Annotated in this window: 13 protein-coding genes; 8 read left to right on the top strand and 5 right to left on the bottom strand. The window is 44.9% G+C overall.

From position 1 onward, the window contains the following. Window positions 1–5: 5 nt before the first annotated feature. The 3 genes from LKX84_RS10070 to LKX84_RS10080 all read right to left on the bottom strand — a co-directional run bounded on the left by LKX84_RS10070 (window position 6) and on the right by LKX84_RS10080 (window position 3,353). A complete protein-coding gene (locus LKX84_RS10070) occupies window positions 6–2,126 on the bottom strand; it encodes a thioredoxin domain-containing protein (protein WP_228237042.1) in 2,121 nt (706 codons plus the stop codon). Between the two features lie 59 nt (window positions 2,127–2,185). Continuing rightward, entirely contained in the window at window positions 2,186–2,386 is a 201-nt protein-coding gene (locus LKX84_RS10075; RefSeq protein WP_119648456.1) for a dodecin family protein, read from the bottom strand. A gap of 70 nt (window positions 2,387–2,456) precedes the next feature. Beyond that, on the bottom strand, window positions 2,457–3,353 hold the full coding sequence (locus tag LKX84_RS10080) for a NifU family protein (RefSeq protein WP_228237043.1): 897 nt from the start codon (window positions 3,351–3,353) through the stop codon (window positions 2,457–2,459). A 129-nt stretch (window positions 3,354–3,482) separates the two neighbouring features. On the opposite strand from LKX84_RS10080, the gene LKX84_RS10085 reads away from it, so the two are divergent. Continuing rightward, window positions 3,483–4,478, top strand: a complete 996-nt coding sequence (locus LKX84_RS10085; protein ID WP_228237044.1) for a type IX secretion system membrane protein PorP/SprF — start codon at window positions 3,483–3,485, stop codon at window positions 4,476–4,478. Between the two features lie 87 nt (window positions 4,479–4,565). Here the strand turns inward: LKX84_RS10085 and LKX84_RS10090 are convergent, their stop codons facing one another. Next, window positions 4,566–5,735 carry a vWA domain-containing protein gene (locus LKX84_RS10090; protein WP_228237045.1) on the bottom strand — a complete coding sequence of 390 codons (1,170 nt, stop codon included), beginning with the start codon at window positions 5,733–5,735 and terminating at the stop codon, window positions 4,566–4,568. 198 nt (window positions 5,736–5,933) lie between these two features. Here LKX84_RS10090 and LKX84_RS10095 point away from each other — a divergent pair, with 198 nt between their 5' ends. The 7 genes from LKX84_RS10095 to LKX84_RS10125 all read left to right on the top strand — a co-directional run bounded on the left by LKX84_RS10095 (window position 5,934) and on the right by LKX84_RS10125 (window position 18,575). Beyond that, a complete protein-coding gene (locus LKX84_RS10095; protein WP_228237046.1) occupies window positions 5,934–8,147 on the top strand; it encodes a histidine kinase in 2,214 nt (737 codons plus the stop codon). Beyond that, window positions 8,147–8,878, top strand: a complete 732-nt coding sequence (locus tag LKX84_RS10100) for a LytR/AlgR family response regulator transcription factor (protein WP_228237237.1) — start codon at window positions 8,147–8,149, stop codon at window positions 8,876–8,878. The genes LKX84_RS10095 and LKX84_RS10100 overlap by 1 nt, the downstream gene beginning before the upstream one ends. Window positions 8,879–8,960: 82 nt before the next feature. Beyond that, a complete protein-coding gene (locus LKX84_RS10105) occupies window positions 8,961–9,476 on the top strand; it encodes a gamma carbonic anhydrase family protein (RefSeq protein ID WP_228237047.1) in 516 nt (171 codons plus the stop codon). A gap of 121 nt (window positions 9,477–9,597) precedes the next feature. After that, entirely contained in the window at window positions 9,598–10,482 is an 885-nt protein-coding gene (gene fabD, locus LKX84_RS10110) for an ACP S-malonyltransferase (RefSeq protein ID WP_228237048.1), read from the top strand. A gap of 175 nt (window positions 10,483–10,657) precedes the next feature. After that, window positions 10,658–15,628, top strand: coding sequence for a Calx-beta domain-containing protein (locus LKX84_RS10115; RefSeq protein WP_228237049.1), 4,971 nt, complete (start codon window positions 10,658–10,660; stop codon window positions 15,626–15,628). 3 nt (window positions 15,629–15,631) lie between these two features. Further along, entirely contained in the window at window positions 15,632–16,624 is a 993-nt protein-coding gene (locus tag LKX84_RS10120) for a type IX secretion system membrane protein PorP/SprF (RefSeq protein WP_228237050.1), read from the top strand. Between the two features lies 1 nt (window position 16,625). Next, a complete protein-coding gene (locus tag LKX84_RS10125) occupies window positions 16,626–18,575 on the top strand; it encodes an OmpA family protein (protein WP_228237051.1) in 1,950 nt (649 codons plus the stop codon). 1 nt (window position 18,576) lies between these two features. On the opposite strand, the gene LKX84_RS10130 is transcribed toward LKX84_RS10125, so the two are convergent. Continuing rightward, on the bottom strand, window positions 18,577–19,821 hold the full coding sequence (locus LKX84_RS10130; RefSeq protein WP_228237052.1) for an NRAMP family divalent metal transporter: 1,245 nt from the start codon (window positions 19,819–19,821) through the stop codon (window positions 18,577–18,579). Window positions 19,822–19,886 lie beyond the last annotated feature (65 nt).

Here is a 19,886-nt window from a genome sequence, read left to right on the forward strand (position 1 = left end):
AATTGTTAATCTTGTTCGGGATACATGACTTGGACCAAGACTTCTTCTGCAGTGCTGACAGGCAACTTACAGGCTCCTTCAATACAAACATAGGCCAAGGTTTTATCCGGAACTTCCCTGTTTTGTAGTAATTCCAAGTTGCTTTTTCCTTTGGAACCGGCTAAAATACTATTGGGGATATAGTGTGATGCTACTTCCGTTCCCATGGTTTTTGATTGTGTTCCAACAAGGGCAATCTCGTAAAAATTTTGGTTCAAGTATAGGACCAGATGCAACCAATTGGCATATCCTTGCGCGCGTTGACCAAAATCTTGCTGTACGTTTTTAAGCATCTGGGTAGCGATGGAACCATATCCTTCCCCATAAAAAAGTTTGTCCAACTTAAACAGGTTGTTGGCCATAATGGAGTTGGAAGAAGAGATTACATTATCATTGGTCTCAATGCTCCGTCGGATCAAAGAGCGGTCTTCATCCGAAGTGAAAAAATACATACCAGAATCTACATCAAAAAAATGCTGATGCGCATAATCGGTCAAACTTTTGGCATTGTATAGCCATTGCTCATCAAAAGTGACTTCGTATAAAGAAATATATGCGTCAATCAAGGTGGCATAATCTTCCAAAAAGGCATTGATGGTGCTTTTACCTTGTTTATGATTGCGATAAAGCGAATGGTCTTCTTTTACCATTTCCTTTTGGATAAAATCGGCATTTTTCAAAGCCAAATCCAAGTATTCTTGGTTTCCCAAATATCTATAGGCATCTATGAGTCCCTTTAGCATCAGGGCATTCCATGAGGTTAGGATCTTGTCGTCCAATCTGGGTTTGGGACGTTTGCTTCTTTCCTTTTTTAAGATGGCCAGATCGGCCTTCATTTTTTTCTGTAATCCCAGAACGGAAATTCCATGTTTTTGGGCCAATTCTTCATCATTCCTATCCCGAATAAGTACATAATTTTCCTCTTCCCAAAGCCCGTAGGAATTAATGTTGAAATAATCCTGAAAGACCTCAAGGTCATTTCCTAGTAGTCGTTCCAATTCTTCCTTCATCCATACGTAATAAGCTCCTTCTTCAAGATTTCCATGTTCATCGAGACTATCGGCATCCAAAGAAGAATAAAAACCTCCGTTTTCATCTAACAGTTCCTCCTTTGTAAAAGCTATGGTTTCCTCTACTACCTTTTTGTAAAGTTCGTTTTTGGTGACGGCATAGGTTTTAGCATACAGACTGATCAATTGCCCGTTGTCGTAGAGCATCTTTTCAAAATGGGGAACGTGCCATTTGGTATCCACGGCATATCGCGAGAATCCTCCACCCACATGATCAAAAATGCCTCCATAGGCCATACGGGTTAGGGTGGTGTCCACAAATTCCATAATGTCCTTACGATTTTGGGTTGTGGCATAGTGCAACAAAAATTCCCAATTATTGGGCATCATGAATTTGGGTGCCCTTTTATGCCCGCCCAAGAAGATATCAAAATATTGGGACCAATTATGGACCGAAGCCTCCAATTGTTCCAAGTTGAAAAGGTCACTTTCCTTGTTGTGCTCCACCAAATTAATAGCATGAAGTCCGTTGGCAAGGTCCGAAGCGTATTGGGTGATTCGAGGCTTGTCTTTTTGATACAAATCGGCCAATTGATGTAATGATTTCATCCAATTTTCCTTAGGGACATAGGTGGCACCCCAAAAAGGTCTGCCATCGGGAAGGGCCACAATGTTCAGGGGCCAACCACCGTTTCCGGAAATGATCTGTATGGCATCCATATAAATTTGATCCACATCGGGGCGTTCTTCTCGGTCAATCTTTATATTGATGAAATGCTCGTTCATCACTTTGGCCACCTCTGGATCTTCAAAACATTCTTTTTCCATCACATGGCACCAGTGGCAAGCTGCATAACCAATGCTGATGAGCAACAGTTTGTCCTCTTTTTTGGCCCGTTCCAGAACCTCAGGATGCCAAGCTTCCCAGTTCACAGGATTGTGGGCGTGCTGCAAAAGATAGGGGCTGGTTTCGTGGATCAGGGCATTGGTATGTTCGTGGGTCACTTCGTTGGATTTTGGGTTACAGCCTAGGACGGCCATCAAAATTAGGGGGAAGAATGGAAACTTGAGTGACATTTCTTCACTTTTGGGTATAAAAAAAGCGTCCCGAAGGACGCACTTTTTGTATTGCGGTGTTACTGCACTTCAAAGGTGATCTTAACGTTCACTCTGTAATCATCAATCTTTCCGTCTTTAACCGTTGCACTTTGCTCGTTGATATAGATGGAACGAATGTTTTTCACTGATTTTGCGGCCTGTTCCAATGCGTTTTTAGCTGCGTCTTCCCAGCTTTTATCGGAATTTGCCAATACTTCAATAACTTTTAAAACTGCCATGGTCAATGTTTTTTAAATTTCTTCAATTTAGCAAAAATTGACCAGAAAGGCGTTATGAAAATCCTTAAAATTACCCGTTCAAGGCCACTACCTCACGGATTTTATCGCCCATCATATTCTTCAACATCGTCTCGATCCCGTTCTTCAAGGTAAAGGTGGAAGATGGACAACCGCTGCAGGCACCCTGCAGGATTACACTGACCGTTCCACTTTCCTCTTCATAGGATTGAAACTGGATATTACCTCCATCACTTGCAACGGCAGGTTTTACGTATTCCTCCAAAATATCGATTATCTGTAGTGAAATATCATCATAACTGATACTTGCCTTTTCCTGTTGCTTGGATTTTTCCGTTTTTTGAAGGGCCTCCGCGGTCACCACATCCTTTCCATCGGCTAGAAAGTCGCGGATAAATTCCCGCAGTTGCATATTGATCTCTTCCCAATCGGCCACATCATATTTGGTTACGGAAACATAGTTTTCATCCATGAACACTTCTTTCACAAAAGGCAGATGGAAAAGTTCCTTGGCCAGGGGGGCATCTTTGGCTTCATCAATGTTCTTGAACTCGTAAGTGGAAGGTACGATCCGCTTGTTGCAAACAAACTTCATCACTGAAGGGTTCGGGGTCACTTCGGCATAAACGGTAATGGGCTGCTTTTTCTGTACATCCTCTTCGTTTACCACAGGCTCCCCGGCGTTCAGGTATTCAACCAATTGTTGGGCCACATCGGCCTTCACGTCATCCCAGGTTACGATATCATACCTTTCCAAAGCCACAAAGTTGCTGGCGATGTAAACCGTTTTAATGAACGGAAGGTAAAAAAGCTGCTGTGCCAAGGGTGAGTTTTTGGCCTCGTCTATATTCTTGTATTCGTAATTGCCCTTTACCAAAAAATGGTTGGCTTCCAATTTGATGATCTTGGGGTTGTTGGTGGCAATTATGGTGATATTATATTCTTTCATCGGTTTTATTTGATACAAAAATACCAATAGTTGACATGTGCAGCAAAATATTATAATAATGTCCTTTGCAATCCGTTATCTAATTGTTTGATTATTTTTAAAATCACAACCATTAGCCCAGATCGTCACATGAGACGCAGCACAACCTCGATCATAATTGCCCTGTTCTTTGGTTTTTTGGCCAAGGCCCAGGAAGGAATCCCCGTGTATTTTGACTACTTGGCGGATAACTATTATTTAGTCTATCCATCCATGGCGGGTATTGCTGAGGGCACCAAGATTCGTCTTACGGCCAGAAAACAATGGTTCAATGTAGACGAGGCCCCGAGCCTTCAAACGTTCAACATCAACTCTAGGGTTGGAGAACGTAGCGGAATCGGCGGCATTCTATTCAATGATTCCAACGGGTACCATTCCCAAACAGGTTTTAAAGGTACGTATGCTCACCACTTGCAGCTTGGTGGCGATTTCAGGACACTGAACCAACTTTCTTTCGGACTTAGTGCCGGAGTGATCTTAAGTAGTTTGGATGAAACGGAATTCAGGTCTGTGATTCCCGATCCGGTGGTGACAGGAGTAAAAAATACCACCAGTTATTTCAATGTGGATTTGGGAGCATCCTACAACTTGTTCGAGTTTTATGCCCATGCTGCCATTTTGAACATTTTAGGAAGTGGTCGAGATCTGTATACCGCAGCCGAGTTCGATAATTTGAGAAGATATCTACTATCCGCAGGTTATGTTTTTGGTAAAAAAACAAGGATAGAACCATCCATTTTATTCCAGATGACGGATTATACCAAGGAAAAAACCGTTGACCTGAACGCCAAGGTGTACAAAGATGTAAGTTTTGGCACCATTTGGGCAGGTCTTTCTTACCGCAGGAGTTTTGATGGGGCCCAATACCAATCCAACGGCACTTTTGGAGAGCAACGTTTGCAATTGTTCACGCCAATTGTGGGAGTGAACGTGAACCGATTCTTGTTCTCTTATAATTATTCCTACCAATCCGGGGATATCCGTTTTGACAATGGCGGTTTCCACCAGATTACCTTGGGGTATGATTTTGGTCAGAGCGATGATGGCAAACGATATGATTGTTATTGCCCGGCTGCCAACAATTAAGAATCAAACTTATAAAATGTCAGTTCGAGCGCAGTCGAGAACTGTTTTGGCATCTCGACTCCGCTCGATGTGACAATTTTCACCACACTAATCCCACTTCATATTTTTCTTGGAGGCTTGGTTTTTAATGGCCGATAGCATAGCGTTTTCCAATTCCCCTTTTTCTTCTTTTTGACTTTGGGCGATGAAAGCCTCACGCTTTGCGTTCAACTCTTGTATTTCCTTTTGAATTTTTTCACGCTCTGCTTTTTTATCATCAACATAGGCTTTGATTTCACTTTTGGATTTACCTTGTAATTCTTTTGGCAGGTCATTGTCATCCAATTTGGAAAGCACGGCTTCATCATCTTCCACGGCATCCACCAAATCCCATTGGGAATTTTTATAAAGTCGGGAACTTTTGCTCACGGCTCGTTTCACCACAACGGCTTCTTCTAATTCCGCTGCATTAAGGTCTTGTGCACTTTGTTGTGCTTTCTTTTCATAGCCAATGGAACCGTAAGAAATATAGGTGTTGTTCAACTTGGAATTCAATTTGATGATGACATCGTCATAAGGGGTATTGATGTGCACGATCTGCTGGTTATGATCAATGGCCATATATTCCCCTCCGGTCAAAGAGGCGCCACTTTTCCATTCGGTGCTGATGCCTTGCTGAAAATTACCGCAGAAAATGGTGTTCACGATCACATCCTTTTCCTTGGCATTGGCCGCAGCATCCCTATAATTCAATTTGCCTTGGGTGAAGGGTTCGTTACCGGCGATAAAGATCATTTTAAGGTCGTCCGCATTCTTGCCCCAATCCAATTGTTTTAATGAGGTTTGAATGACCTCTCCGCAGTATTCCTCACCTCCGTTGGTGGTCAAGGAGAAAAGTTTTTCTGAGATTTCATCCAGGTCATCCGAAAAGCTCAATACCTGACGGATGTACCCTTCCCGGGAAGAAAGGTTGTCGTTTCCGTATTCATAAAGGGCAATCTGAAGCATGGGTCGGGTATCGTTACCACATTTGGCATGGGTAAACTCGTTCACAATGTCCCACAACTGTGCTTTTGCCTGGTTGATGAGTCCGTCCATACTATTACTGGTATCCAACAACAAAGCAATCTTTACAAAGTGTTTGCTCGGTTTTTCCACAATGGATTGGGTTACCAATACCGTGTTTTCTTTTTCCTGCGCTTTGAGGTTGCAACCGTAACTGGCACCGGTGGCCATAAGTGCGAATGCTGTTCCTAATACTCTATTCAAATGTTTCATGATGCAATGTTTTTAAATGATGGCCTAAAAGTATGGGCATCTTTTTGTAAGAAAAATCGAGAATGAGCCAAGTGGCATTTGGAATGAGCCAACGAACCGAATGACTTTGTAAAGTGGTAAAATCGAAGGGTATTTGAGTCTCTTTCCCCAAAAAGGCATTTTTTAATACGCTTGGGATGAACTAAGTTTACTTCAATTATGATGAAAAAGATATACATATTTATCTTCTTGTTGATGTCTACCCTGACTGCCATGTCCCAAGTGGGGCAAACCAATGGCGAGGTGGAAATCAAAGGCTCTGTGAAGGGCAAGGAAAACTATGTGCCCATTTCTGGGGTTGAAGTGTCCACTGACAAGGGGAAATACACCAAGACGAATAGTTTAGGAGAGTTCACCATAAGGGCTTCCATTGGTGATATGCTCATTTTTGAAAGTCCAGAGATCGAAACCGTGCGTCATAGGATCACTTCCAATGAAGATGTGGATGTTCTGGTGGAAGGATATGCGAGCGGAATTTCCAAAAAGCGGGAAAGCACATCATCAAAAGTAAGGAGTGTGGCCATGGACCATCAAAGGTTGTTGGATTCTGCCAACTTTTATAAAAAATCCAGTCTGGAAAAGAGCATCGATTTTGTGGCTGAGTCTATGGAATCCTTGGGTACTTCGGGCAACAAACGGGAACTTGCCCAATCCCTTCGGACTTTGGGTGAAATCTACTTGTATCACAAACAATATGACCTGGCCATCGACAATTTTAAGGATGCCCTTTCTGCCACGGAATCCAATCGGACCAAGTTGTTATTGGGACAAGCGTATACTTTGAACGGGGAAAACGAAATGGCCATCAGAACCCTTAACCCTTTGATCGAAGAAAAAAATATGGTGCCCTATCAACGAGTGGAACTTTTCGAAGCCCTTGGTGATGCCAGCAAGGGTAATGGAAAAATAAAAGAGGCGCAAGGGTATTACAAGCAAGGTTTGGTGATTGCGGAGAAGAACCAGATTTCTCCCAAGATCATCGACCTGAATTCAAAAATGGCGGATGCCTTTGCCAGTGAAGATCGTGAGGTGGAAGCCGAAGGGTATTATCGAAATTCGTTGGACCTATCCAAGAAAGTGGCTCCGGAACGAATGATTCAGGAAAGTGAACGTGTAGCCGATTATTACAACCAGAAAAGCAGGTACGGTGATGAGATACAACAACGCAAGAAAAGTTTGAGCGAACTCAAGCAACTTTCCCCTCCGAGCGTACCTCGCGAAAGCAAGGGTATTTCAGGTGCCGACACCATTACTTCTCAACGTATCAATTACAAGATTGCCAGTGCGTACATTGCCCAGGACAAGTTGGATGAGGCCATACCCTACCTCGAAAAAAGTATTGTGGAAGCCGATAAGGATGATGATCTGGTCATTCAAAAAGATGCTACCCGTAAACTTTCGGAATTGTATCGGAACAAGGGCGATTTTACCAAAGCCCTGGAATCGTATCAAGATTATGTGGCCGTTGTGGACAGTTTGTATGTGAGAAAGGAACAGGAAATCTCCCGTGCAGCCCGGTTTAATAGAGAAATAGCCAATACCCAAAACCGAATTTCAAGTTTGGAACAGGAACGGGAACTTTCGCAGAGCAAGTACAGCTTGGCCGTTACCGAACAGGAATTGTACGAGGAAACCAGCAAGCGCCAAAAGTGGATCATTTATTCCCTCATCTTCGGAATTGCGATGATGTCATTGACCGCATTTTTATACTATCGTAGTGGAAAACAACAGAAACTGGCAAATAACCTATTGGCATTGAGGTCATTGCGAACCCAGATGAATCCACATTTCATTTTTAACGCACTCAATTCGGTCAACAACTATATCGCTAAAAGTGACGAGCGCAGCGCCAACCGTTTTTTAAGTGAGTTTTCGGTACTTATGCGAAGCGTACTCGAAAATTCAGAGGAAGACTTTATTCCCTTGTCCAAGGAACTCGAATTGTTGGAGCTTTATGTGAAACTGGAACATTCCCGCTTTGCGGATAAATTCGATTATGAAGTGTTGGTAGATCCTACTGTGGATGTTGAAGCGTTTCAGATTCCTCCCATGTTGCTTCAGCCCTATATTGAAAATGCTATTTGGCACGGTTTGCGTTACAAGGAGGAAAAGGGATTTTTAAAGATCAAGGTGCGTCCTGTGACCAATGATATGCTGGAAATCACCATTGAGGACAACGGCATCGGAAGGAAAAAATCCGCAGACCTGAAGACCAGTAATCAAAAGAAACAAAAGTCCAAAGGGATGGGGAATATCAAAAAGCGCATCGAGATATTGAACGATATGTACAAAAACCGGGTGGATGTTTCCATTTCCGACCTAAATGAAGACCATACTGGGACCAAGGTGTCCCTTAAACTGAAGAAGCAATGATGGAACTTAAGGCAATCATCATAGAGGACGAGGCAAATAGCAGGGAAATCCTTCGGAACTATTTGGCCAAGTACTGTGAAGGGATAAAACTCCTCGGGGAAGCCGCCAATATTGAGCAAGGATTGGCTTTGATCCAGAACCAGGAACCCGATTTAGTGTTCTTGGATGTGGAAATGCCCTTTGGCAACGCCTTTGACCTTCTGGACAAAATTCCAGACCGTTCGTTCGAGATCATTTTTGTCACGGCCTACAACCAATATGCTATGGATGCCCTAAACCACCACGCCGCTTATTATCTCATGAAACCCATCAATATAGATGAGTTGGTTAAGGCGGTGGAATATGTACGGGCCATTAAAGAGAAGGAAAATGCGTTGGAGGGACAGGTGTTGAAGGCAAGGCCTATCAAGGCCGAGGGAAAGATTACCTTACCGCAACAGGATGGCTTTGAGGTTTTGGAAGTGGGCGATATTTATTTTTGTCGGGCCGATGATAATTACACCGAAATCTACCTGGAAAAGAAAAAAATCGTGGTGAGTAAGACCCTGAAATATTTTGAGGATGCCTTGCAACCCTATCCATTTGCCAGGATCCATAAATCGTATTTGGTAAACGTTTCCGAAGTGGTCAAGTATAAAAAAGGCAAGGGGGGCAGTGTAATCTTGTCCAATGGCAAGGAACTCTCCGTTTCTGCTTCCAAAAAAGCTGAGCTATTGTCTTATTTTCAGTAGTTATAATCAAAAAAGTTGTCACATCGAGCGCAGTCGAGATGTCTTCGCAAGATGTAATTTTGCAAAATCAAACAAACGAATTATGATCATCAAATCCGTAAGAGGCAAATCCCCAGTAATGGGAAAAGATTGTTTTATAGCCGAAAACGCTACCATTGTGGGGGAAGTCACCATGGGCGATCAGTGTAGCGTATGGTTCAATGCGGTGGTACGTGGCGATGTCCATTTTATAAAAATGGGTAATAAAGTGAACGTTCAGGATGGGGCCGTGATCCATTGTACCTATCTAAAATCACCGACAACCATCGGGAACAATGTATCCATTGGGCATAATGCCATCGTACACGGGTGTACCATTAAGGACAATGTGTTGGTGGGCATGGGAAGCATCATTATGGACGATTGTGTGGTGGAGAGCAATTCCATCATCGCGGCTGGTGCCGTGGTCACCAAAGGAACCCATGTGGAAGCTAACAGTATTTATGCCGGAATGCCTGCCAAAAAAATCAAGGATATCAGTCCGGAGCTCAGCTCAGGGGAAATTGATAGAATTGCAAACAATTATGTAAAATATTCCAGTTGGTTCAAGGAGGAATAATATATCTGACCATAAAAGAGTCCAACAGTCCAAAAATCTATTAATCCAACAATCTAAAAATCCAACAATCCAATCCTCCAAATTATCCCTATTTTTGTCCCACTCAACAAAACTGACTAAGATGAACGCATATATTTTTCCAGGGCAAGGAGCGCAATTTGTAGGTATGGGATTGGACCTGTACGAGAACCATTCGGTAGCACAGGAATTATTTGAAAAAGCCAATGAGATTCTGGGCTTTTCCATCACCGATATCATGTTCGAGGGCACTGCCGAGGATTTGAAGCAGACCAAAGTGACCCAACCTGCCATCTTTTTGCATTCTGTGATCTTGAGCAAGGTGCTTGGCGACACCTTCAAACCTGATATGGTGGCCGGGCATTCCTTGGGTGAATTCTCTGCCTTGGTGGCCAATGGCACCTTGAATTTTGAGGATGGGCTGAAATTGGTTTCCCAACGGGCTTTGGCCATGCAGAAAGCTTGCGAGATCAAACCAAGTACCATGGCGGCCGTTTTGGGATTGGATGATGCCATCGTGGAACAAATTTGTGCAGAAATCGAAGGTATTGTAGTGCCAGCAAACTACAATTGTCCGGGTCAGTTGGTCATCTCCGGTGAGGTGGATGCCGTAAATGCAGCCTGTGAAAAATTGAAGGAAGCCGGTGCCAAAAGGGCCCTTTTGTTGCCTGTTGGTGGAGCTTTCCATTCCCCGTTGATGGAACCGGCAAGAGAGGAATTGGCTGCTGCTATTGAAGCCACCCAGTTCAGTGTGCCCAGTTGTGCCATTTACCAAAACGTGACCACCACGGCCGTTTCCGATGCCAACGAAATCAAAAAGAACCTAATCCTGCAATTGACCGCACCCGTAAAATGGACACAAAGCGTGCAACAAATGGTGAAAGACGGGGCATCCAACTTTGTTGAAGTGGGTCCTGGTAAGGTATTGCAGGGATTGGTGAAAAAAATCAGTCCAGAAGCCGAAACCAGCTCTGCCATAATTTCGTAAATACACCCAAACAGTTTATCCGATTAAATAGAGATTTAAACTAATTGCTAGTGGGGACTCCCTGCTTTTTCGTAATATTGGTAGCTCCCAAATCACCAACCTATCGTGGCATTAAGAACGTAACTGAAACTGATTGATTTAGGTGATGCTGACCTTGTTTAAAACTACCTCAAATATGCCTTCGGCCCCTTTGTGCCGAGGTGGAATCCTGTGTTTGCTTTTATTGGTTTTTAGCACTATTGGTTATGGACAAACTCTGACAATCGCAGATGCTAGTGGTGTCGAGGATGGGGGTGCCATTACTGTTTCTGTTACCTTGGATATTGATGTTGTAGGAGGTTTTACGGTAGATGTAAATACTGTTGACGGCTCTGCCACAATAGCTAATAATGATTACACACAAATAGTAAGTCAAACTTTAACTTTTATAGGAACTAGCGGAGAAGTTCAAACTTTTGATGTGATTCCCACATCAGATTCTACTGTCGAAACGGATGAAGATTTGACCATTACAATGGATAATCTTCAGGGGACTATTTTTTCTGTGAATATTTCTGATCAAGCAACGGTTACCATTACCAATGATGATACATTTGTCGCCACGATAACGGCAAATGACAATTCGGCCTCGGAAAATCCCCTTGACACGGGCGAATATACGGTCAGTCTGGATGTGGTGAACGCCACTGGCTCCGCGATAACGGTGGCCTACACGGTCACGGGCACGGCGGTCTCCGGCAGCGACTACGTGGCCCTTGCTGGCAGCGTGAACATCCCTGACGGGCAGCAGACCGCGACGATCACGGTTACCCCTGTCGACGATACGGACGTGGAGGGCGACGAGACGGTGATCGTGACACTTGACACCGGAACGGGCTACACGGTCGGGGCACCTGCGAGCGATACGGTAACCATAAGCAGCGAGGACGTTGCACCTGACCCTGTCGCCACGATAACGGCAAATGACAATTCGGCCTCGGAAAATCCCCTTGACACGGGTGAATATACGGTCAGTCTGGATGTGGTGAACGCCACTGGCTCTGCGATAACGGTGGCCTACACGGTCACGGGCACGGCGGTCTCCGGCAGCGACTACGTGGCCCTTGCTGGCAGCGTGAACATCCCTGACGGGCAGCAGACCGCGACGATCACGGTTACCCCTGTCGACGATACGGACGTGGAGGGCGACGAGACGGTGATCGTGACACTTGACACCGGAACGGGCTACACGGTCGGGGCACCTGCGAGCGATACGGTAACCATAAGCAGCGAGGACGTTGCACCTGACCCTGTCGCCACGATAACGGCAAATGACAATTCGGCCTCGGAAAATCCCCTTGACACGGGTGAATATACGGTCAGTCTGGATGTGGTGAACGCCACTGGCTCCGCGATAACGGTGGCCTACACGGTCACTGGCACGGCGGTCTCCGGCAGCGACTACGTGGCCCTTGCTGGCAGCGTGAACATCCCTGACGGACAGCAGACAGCGACGATTACCCTGACTCCTGTCGACGATACGGACGTGGAGGGCGACGAGACGGTGATCGTGACACTTGACACCGGAACGGGCTACACGGTCGGGGCACCTGCGAGCGATACGGTAACCATAAGCAGTGACGATGTCGCACCGGACCCTGTTGCCACGATAACGGCAAATGACAACACGGCCACGGAGGCGGGTCCCACGACAGGCACCTTCACGGTGAGCCTGGATGTTGCCAACAATACCGGCGGGCCGATAACGGTGAACTATACGGTGGGCGGTTCGGCAACGGCCACTACCGATTACACGGCCCTATTGGGCAGTGTGGATATCGCCAATGGGCAGCAGAACGCGACGATTACAGTGACCCCTGTGAATGATACAACCGTGGAAGGGGATGAGACGGTGATTGTAACACTTACCGCGGACACGGGCTACACGGTCGGTGCGCCTGCTAGCGATACGGTTACCATAAGTAGTGATGATATTCCTATTGCCACTATAACTGCTTCGGATAATACTGCTGAAGAACTTGGAACAACACCTGGATCATTTACCGTGAGTCTCAATGCAGTGAACAACACGGGTTCTAATATTGTGGTAGGTTACACAGTGGGCGGGGATGCCACTCCTGGCAGTGATTACAACACCCTTTCGGGCAGTGTTGCAATTCCAAATGGCCAGAACAATGCTTCTATTATTGTGACCCCAATTGATGACCCGCTTACAGAATTGGATGAAACAGTTGTGGTAACATTGGCTGCGGGTGCAGGGTATACCGTTGGTGCCCCAAATAATGATACCGTGACCATTATCAGTGAAGATGATGTGCAACCTGCTGGCTACACGGTTATCATCAACAATGACCCGATCAATTCGACAAACCAGAACAACGTAAGTTTTACTTTTGCCAACGCACCAACTTTTCTAACAACTTTCGATTATACATTCACCAGTAGTGGAGATGGAAATGTGGCAACCGTTACAGGCACTGGAGCCGTTCTTACCCAAAACAGAACTGTCTCCAATATAAATTTAAGTGGCTTGCCAGATGGTCTGATAACGTTGACCGTTACCGTTTCAAATGTTTTGGGCACCGAAGGTAATCCAACAACAGATACGGCCATAAAACTTACCACAATACCTTCCGGGTATACGGTTAACATCAACCAAGATCCCATAGATGAAACCAATGAAAATGCCGTAAGTTTTACTTTTGCCGGTGCTGAGGTAAATGCAACATATCAGTATACCTTCAGTAGTAATGGGGGAGGAACCAATGTTACAGGTTCTGGAACGATATCATCGGCCAACCAGCAGATTAGTGGTATTGACCTAAGTGGATTGGTAAATGGAACGATAACCCTATCCGTCACCTTGACCAATACGAATGGTACCGGCACTCCTGCAACTGACAGCGTTAGCAAGGAAACTTGTTTTGCTGGCTCCGGTACACCTGTACAAAGCGGCATTCCAACCGAATTCTGTGTGGAAAACCTGGTGGATTTTAACCAAGATTTGAATGACTATGTGAGCAGTACCCCACCAGCCGGAACCGTGTTGCGATGGAGCACTAACTCCAATACCAGTGTTTCTGCCAATTATTTGGCTTCTAGTGTGGTAACGGCAGCAGGTACGTATTACGGCTTTTACTATGATGCGGTAAACGATTGTGCCAGTCCTACTTTGGAGATTGTTTTAACGGTGAACGAATTACCCAATGCAGGGACAACAACTGGTGTTGGGGTCTGTAACAATTCTGCAGACGGAAACAGTATAGTGGATTTGGATGATCGGATCTCTGGGAACGACCCTGGGGTTTGGTCTTTGACCACCCCGGTTACCGGTTCTTCCATTTCCATCGATGGATTTAACATCGTGAACTTTAACGGGCAGCCTACGGGCAGCTATGTATTTACCTATACCACTAACAATGCGGCAACGCCATGCGTAAACCAAAGTGTGAACGTAACGGTTACCGTGAATGATTGTTCCATTCCTTGTGATGCAGGCAGTGAAGCTCCAGGTCAAAGCGCCAATTTGGAGTTTTGCGATGTCATCGCAGTGGATTTGAATGATTATGTGACCAACCCAACACCTGCAGGAACTGTTCTTACTTGGAGTGTGGACTCCGACCCTTTGGTGGTCGATGCCCATATTGGCAGCTTTGTGGAAGGCCCAGGAACCTATTACGGTTTCTTTTTTGATGAAGTGAACAATTGCGCTAGTCCAACTATGGACCTGACCTTGGTGCGAAACTTTACCCCAGTGATCAATAGCACTGATGCAGGAGATCCTGTTTGTGGACAAGGTACGGCAACGTTGACCGCTTCGGCAACGGTAGAGGACGAAAGCACCATAACCTACCGCTGGTATGATGTACCTACCGGAGGCACCCCCCTTGGAACTGGTAGCACTTTTGTCATCAACAATTTAAGTGAAACAACCTCGTATTATGTGGCTGCTTCTGCAAACGGTTGTGTATCCGAGAGGGTGGAAGTAATCGCAGTAGTAAACGATTCTCAATCCGCAGGTACCCCAACCAATACTATAGCCTGTAATGTTCAGGGTAACGGCGGACCCAATGTGATTGATCTGGATAATACCCTAACCGGTGCCGATGCTGGAACCTGGGCCTTGATCACGGATCCTTCCAGTGGAGTGTTGGTGATCGGTTCGGGCAATACCGTTGATTTTGCCGGTTTGCCAGATGGCAACTACGTTTTTGAATATACTACAACTGGGGCCACAGCGCCTTGTACAAATGCTTCGGTGCAAGTTACCATAACGGTCAGCGATTGTATGGTTGATACGGACGGTGATGGACTGTTGGATACCGAAGAAATCACCTTGGGTACCGATTCGAACAATCCTGATACCGATGGCGATGGATTGACGGATGGGGAGGAAGTTTTGGTCATTGATGATCCGAACACCACTGCCGTTCCACAAAATGCCACGGACCCCTTGGATGCCTGTGATCCTTTCCTAACGCCTGATTGTAATCCTCAAGATATCGATTTGGCCATCACCAAAGAGGTGGATAGGGATGAAGTGTTGTTGAATACGGAGATCAATTTTACCATCACGCTGGAAAACCTGACCATGAATCGGGTTTTGGACATTGTGGTGAATGATCTACTGGCTTCAGGATTCAACTATATTTCGCACAACGCCTCCAAAGGAACTTATGATCCCGAAACCGGGGAATGGACCATTGATGAAATGACTGCGGAGGAAGCCGTTACGTTGCGCATTACGGTGACCGTGGTTACTGCGGGTCAATTGCAAAATACGGCGACCCTTTCCGCCAGTTTCCCGAATGACGGAGTTGCGGCCAATAATACGTCATCTGTTTCGGTACAAGTGAACGAAAGCCAATGTAAGGATCCCGGTACCATTTGTACCATCTTTTCACCCAATGGTGATGGAATCAACGATACCTTGACCTTGGTAGATGATGACCTATATCCAAACAATACCTTTGAAGTGTTCGATCGCTATGGAAACAGTGTCTTCCAGATGGATGGATATGACAGTTCATGGGACGGAACGGGGAAAAATGGGGATTTGCCCAAGGGAACCTATTTTTATATTCTGGATCGCGGAGGAGATGGCACGGATGTAGTGAAAGGGTGGATACAAATCATTAGAGATTAAGAAATGCCAAAGAAATTCGGTTTATCGATATATAGGATTACGCTTTTGATGCTTTTGTTGGGTGTTGGTTTGCTCCATGCCCAAAAAGAGCCACAATACACCCAGTATATGTACAACATCGGGAGCTTTAACCCTGCTTATGTGGGCACTGTGGAAAGTCCAGAGATCATAGGGCTATATAGGGCACAATGGGTGGATATCGAAGGGGCTCCGACCACCATTCGAGCTGGGGCCAACATTCCCTTTAAAAATGAAAAAATGGGATTGGGGGTAAACATCATAAGTGATCAATTGGGTCCATCTACCCAAACCTATTTTGATGTGGCCTATTCCTATCAGATACAACTTTCCAATGACACCAAACTATCCTTTGGGTTGAATGCTGGCGGCTCTTCATTGAACATTGATTATTCCAAAGGCTCTTTTGAAGATCCCTCGGATCCATCATTGCTAGGGGATAAGTACAGCAATTTTTATCCGACTGTTGGGGCAGGATTGTTTCTCTACCATGAAGAGGATTGGTATCTGGGATTGTCCGTTCCCAACTTTTTGACCAGTACCTTGTATAATGATGAGGTTTCCACAATTGTGGAAGATAATATGCAGTTCAATGCCATTGGAGGATATGTATTCCAATTGGGGGACCGCACCAAGTTTAAACCCGCTTTTTTAGTCAACTATTTACAAGGAGCTCCGGTAACGGTAAACCTGTCGGCCAATTTTCAGTTTATTGATGCCCTGACCATTGGGGCCTCCTACCGATTTGACAACGCGGTGAGTGGTCTGGCGGGCTTCCAGATTTCCAATGGCATGTTCATTGGGTATTCCTATGATTACGCCATTAACGGACTTGGCGAATACAGTGGTGGCTCCCATGAGGCCATTTTAAAATTCTATATAGGTAGAGGTGGATTTGGTACTGGTAACAAAACGAAAAGCAATAACAAGGATTCTAAAAACAAAGGCAAACAGATTGATTCCCCAAGATTTTTCTAAGATGGTTCCAATAAAAAAAATAGGGTCGGTACTTTTCATGTTCATGTTGGGCATGGTGTTTTGTGTTGCGCAAACCAAAAAGTCCAAAGGGGATCTGTTCTTTTTTCAATACGAATACCAAAAGGCCGTCAATGCCTATGAAGAGCAATTGGCCAATGGTACGTTGACACCCAAACAATTTTTGAACCTGGCAGATGCCTATTTCCAGACGAATAATTTTGAGAAAGCCTCTGAGGCGTATCTCGATCTTTATAAGCGGGATACCCTAATGGATGGGCACCATTACAATAAAATGCTCCAGAGCTTTTCCAAAACAACTGACAAGGAGCGTAAAACAGCCTTTTTGGCAACCATGTCCAACGATTTTCCAAAGGAACTGATGGAGAACATGGATTTCAACAACCAAATGTTGCAAAGTGAATCGGCCAATACAGGATTGGACTATGAAATATTCAATTTGGAAGGCAATAGTCCACAAACCGATTTTGCACCAGCTTTTTATAAGGGTATGCTTCTCTTTTCCAGCGGAAGACAACAGAACAAAAAGGTGAAGTATGATCCAGGTAATGAGGGGTATTTCAATTTGTATGGGTCTACTTTGCAGCCCGATGGTCAGATTACCGCCATTCAACCTTTTGAACAGGTGGCCAGTTCCAATTTTCATAAGGCCACGCCCTTTTATTCCAACAAATTGAACAGCGTGTTCTATGTGCTTTCCAATACCCAAAATGGGGAAATGACCTTTGATGACAATGGAAAAAATGCTTTGTCTATCGGAATGCAAACCATTGGGGGAGCATTTCAGTTGTTGTTGAAAGATTTGAGCACTTCCTTCTACTACCCATTTTATGATGATGCCAGCGGTAAGCTCTATTTTGCTGCGGATTTTGAAGATGGTTATGGAGGTACCGATATCTATTTTGTATATACCACAAATGGTCAGGTCATGTCGGCTCCTATCAATTTAGGGCCAAGAATCAACTCTCCGGGGAACGAGATCGCCCCTTATATTTTTGAGGACAGCTTCTATTTTGCCTCTGATGTTTTTTACGGACTCGGCGGGATGGATATTTACAAGGCGAACATCGAAAAGGATGGTTTCGGGATACCCATCAACTTGGGAAATGGCATCAATACCGAATTTGATGATTTTGGCTTTGTGATCCGAAATGAGGGCGAAGGGCTGTTGGGCTATTTTGCTTCAAACCGAACAGGAGGAAAGGGCAAAGATGATATCTACGGATTTAAAGTGGATGAAAAACCAGGCTTGAAGACGATTACCTTCAAGGGAAAGGTGGTAAAACCCTATGGTCGTGGTGAAGCTGTTGCCAAAGCCGTAGTGCGACTTAAGGATGCCAATGGTCAGTTGTTGTCCGAAACTTATTCCGATGAGGAAGGGAACTATCGTATGGAAATTCCATGGACCAATACCTTGGTTCTAGAAAGTACTGCAGACAGATATTCCACTTTCAAAAAACGGTTTGCCGAAGAAGATTTACAAGGACTGGCCGGCAGTGATGCCTACAATATTGAACTGTCATTGTATGATGATTTGGTTGAGGAAAAAGAAGGTCAAAAGGTGGTGAAGCTGGAAAAGTTTTATTTTGCCAACAGTGCTATCCAACTCACTCCTGAAATCGATGCGCAATTGGACAAGGTCGTGTCGTTCATAAAGGCTTTTCCAAGTGCCCAGCTTCGAATAGAGACCTATACCGATAGTAGGGGAGGTAGCAGTACCAATTTTACACTGACCCAAGGTCGTTCCGATGCCATTAAGCGGTATTTGGTGAGCAAAGGTGTGCCTGCTACCAGTATTTTGTATTCCATCGGTTATGGGGAGGATAAAATATTGAACAACTGTACCAATGGGGTGTTCTGTATCGAAACCTTACATAAACAAAACCAACGATCGTTGGTGGTTGTGCTTAACGATAATGTCCTTTTCGATTAGATCAAACCAATAATACCCAACAATAGTAGAGCGCAAAAAGGGAAAGGAACACCATACCGGTATAGGTAAGGATCCGTAGTCCCAGTTTGGGTCTGTATTCCAAAGGAATGTCTTTGCCCATCACCGTTTTTAAGTTCATCCAACCCAATAAAGGGGCCAAAACAAAGGATACAAAAGTGGCCAAAGCTACCAGATTGCCCATGTTGGCACTGAACAGGGTAATCACCATCCAGTTGATCAAGGTCATTGCTATTACCGTTACGGCAAAAGCATTTTTGTTTTGAAAAAGGGATTGTTTGGGATATAATTTTTGAAGGATGTCCACACTTACCCTTGAGATGGCATCATGGGCCGTCATGCAGGTACTGAACATGGTGGCGAATGCCGCTACGGCAATGAAAAAGTAGGCCCAATTGCCAATATGGGTAGTAAAAAGGTTCACCAACTGGTCCGCGAAGACCACGGAATTACCGCTCAATTCGGTTCCAGTGCCATAAAGGGTCATCCAACCGATAATCATGAAAAATACGGCCAATAGTGCTGTTAAAATGTAGCCAACATTGAATTCTTGGATAGCAATCTTCAAGGTAGGTTTGTTTTTCATGGTCTTCAAGTTCTCCATTCCCCACATGCTTACCCACCCCGAAGCTTCTACTGCGGTAGGCATCCATCCCACCAAACCGATAAGGAAAAGTATGCCGGCACTGTTGAAAATTTCAGGACGTTGATAGGTTTCAGAACCGGGAACAGTTCCCTTTTGCAACACCATGATTGTGGTGATCAATAAGGCAACAAATAGAATAGTGATAACAGCTTTCAACGATTCTTCCAAAAAGCGGTACTTCCCAACAATCAATAGCAAGCTGATGAAAATGAACAATCCCAATGAAATGGTCCCGGCACTCATGCTGGTGATATGGAACAGGTTCATGAACAACCCAGCGGTGACCACGTAGAGCGCGGCCAAAATGGTAAAGGTGCTGATGAGCGTCACAAAAGCATAGATCCACAAATAGGTCTTGCCCATGTTCAGGTACCCTTGGATCAAACTTTTTTCGGTAACAGTGGTATATCGTATTCCGAACTCAAAAAAGGGATATTTGAACAGATTGGCCAAAAGGATCGGGATGACCATGATCCAACCATATTGTGCGCCTGCCTTGGTGGAGAGTACCAAATGTGAAGTACCAATGGCCATACTGGCAAAAAGTAGGCCAGGGCCGAGTGCTTTTATTAACGCTTTCATCCCGCTTGTTTGTTAATTTTCAAGCGGGAAGATATGTTTTTTTGTTCAAATTCCAGAAGCAGCTA

Source organism: Allomuricauda sp. M10 (assembly GCF_020782875.1).
GTDB lineage: Bacteria > Bacteroidota > Bacteroidia > Flavobacteriales > Flavobacteriaceae > Flagellimonas.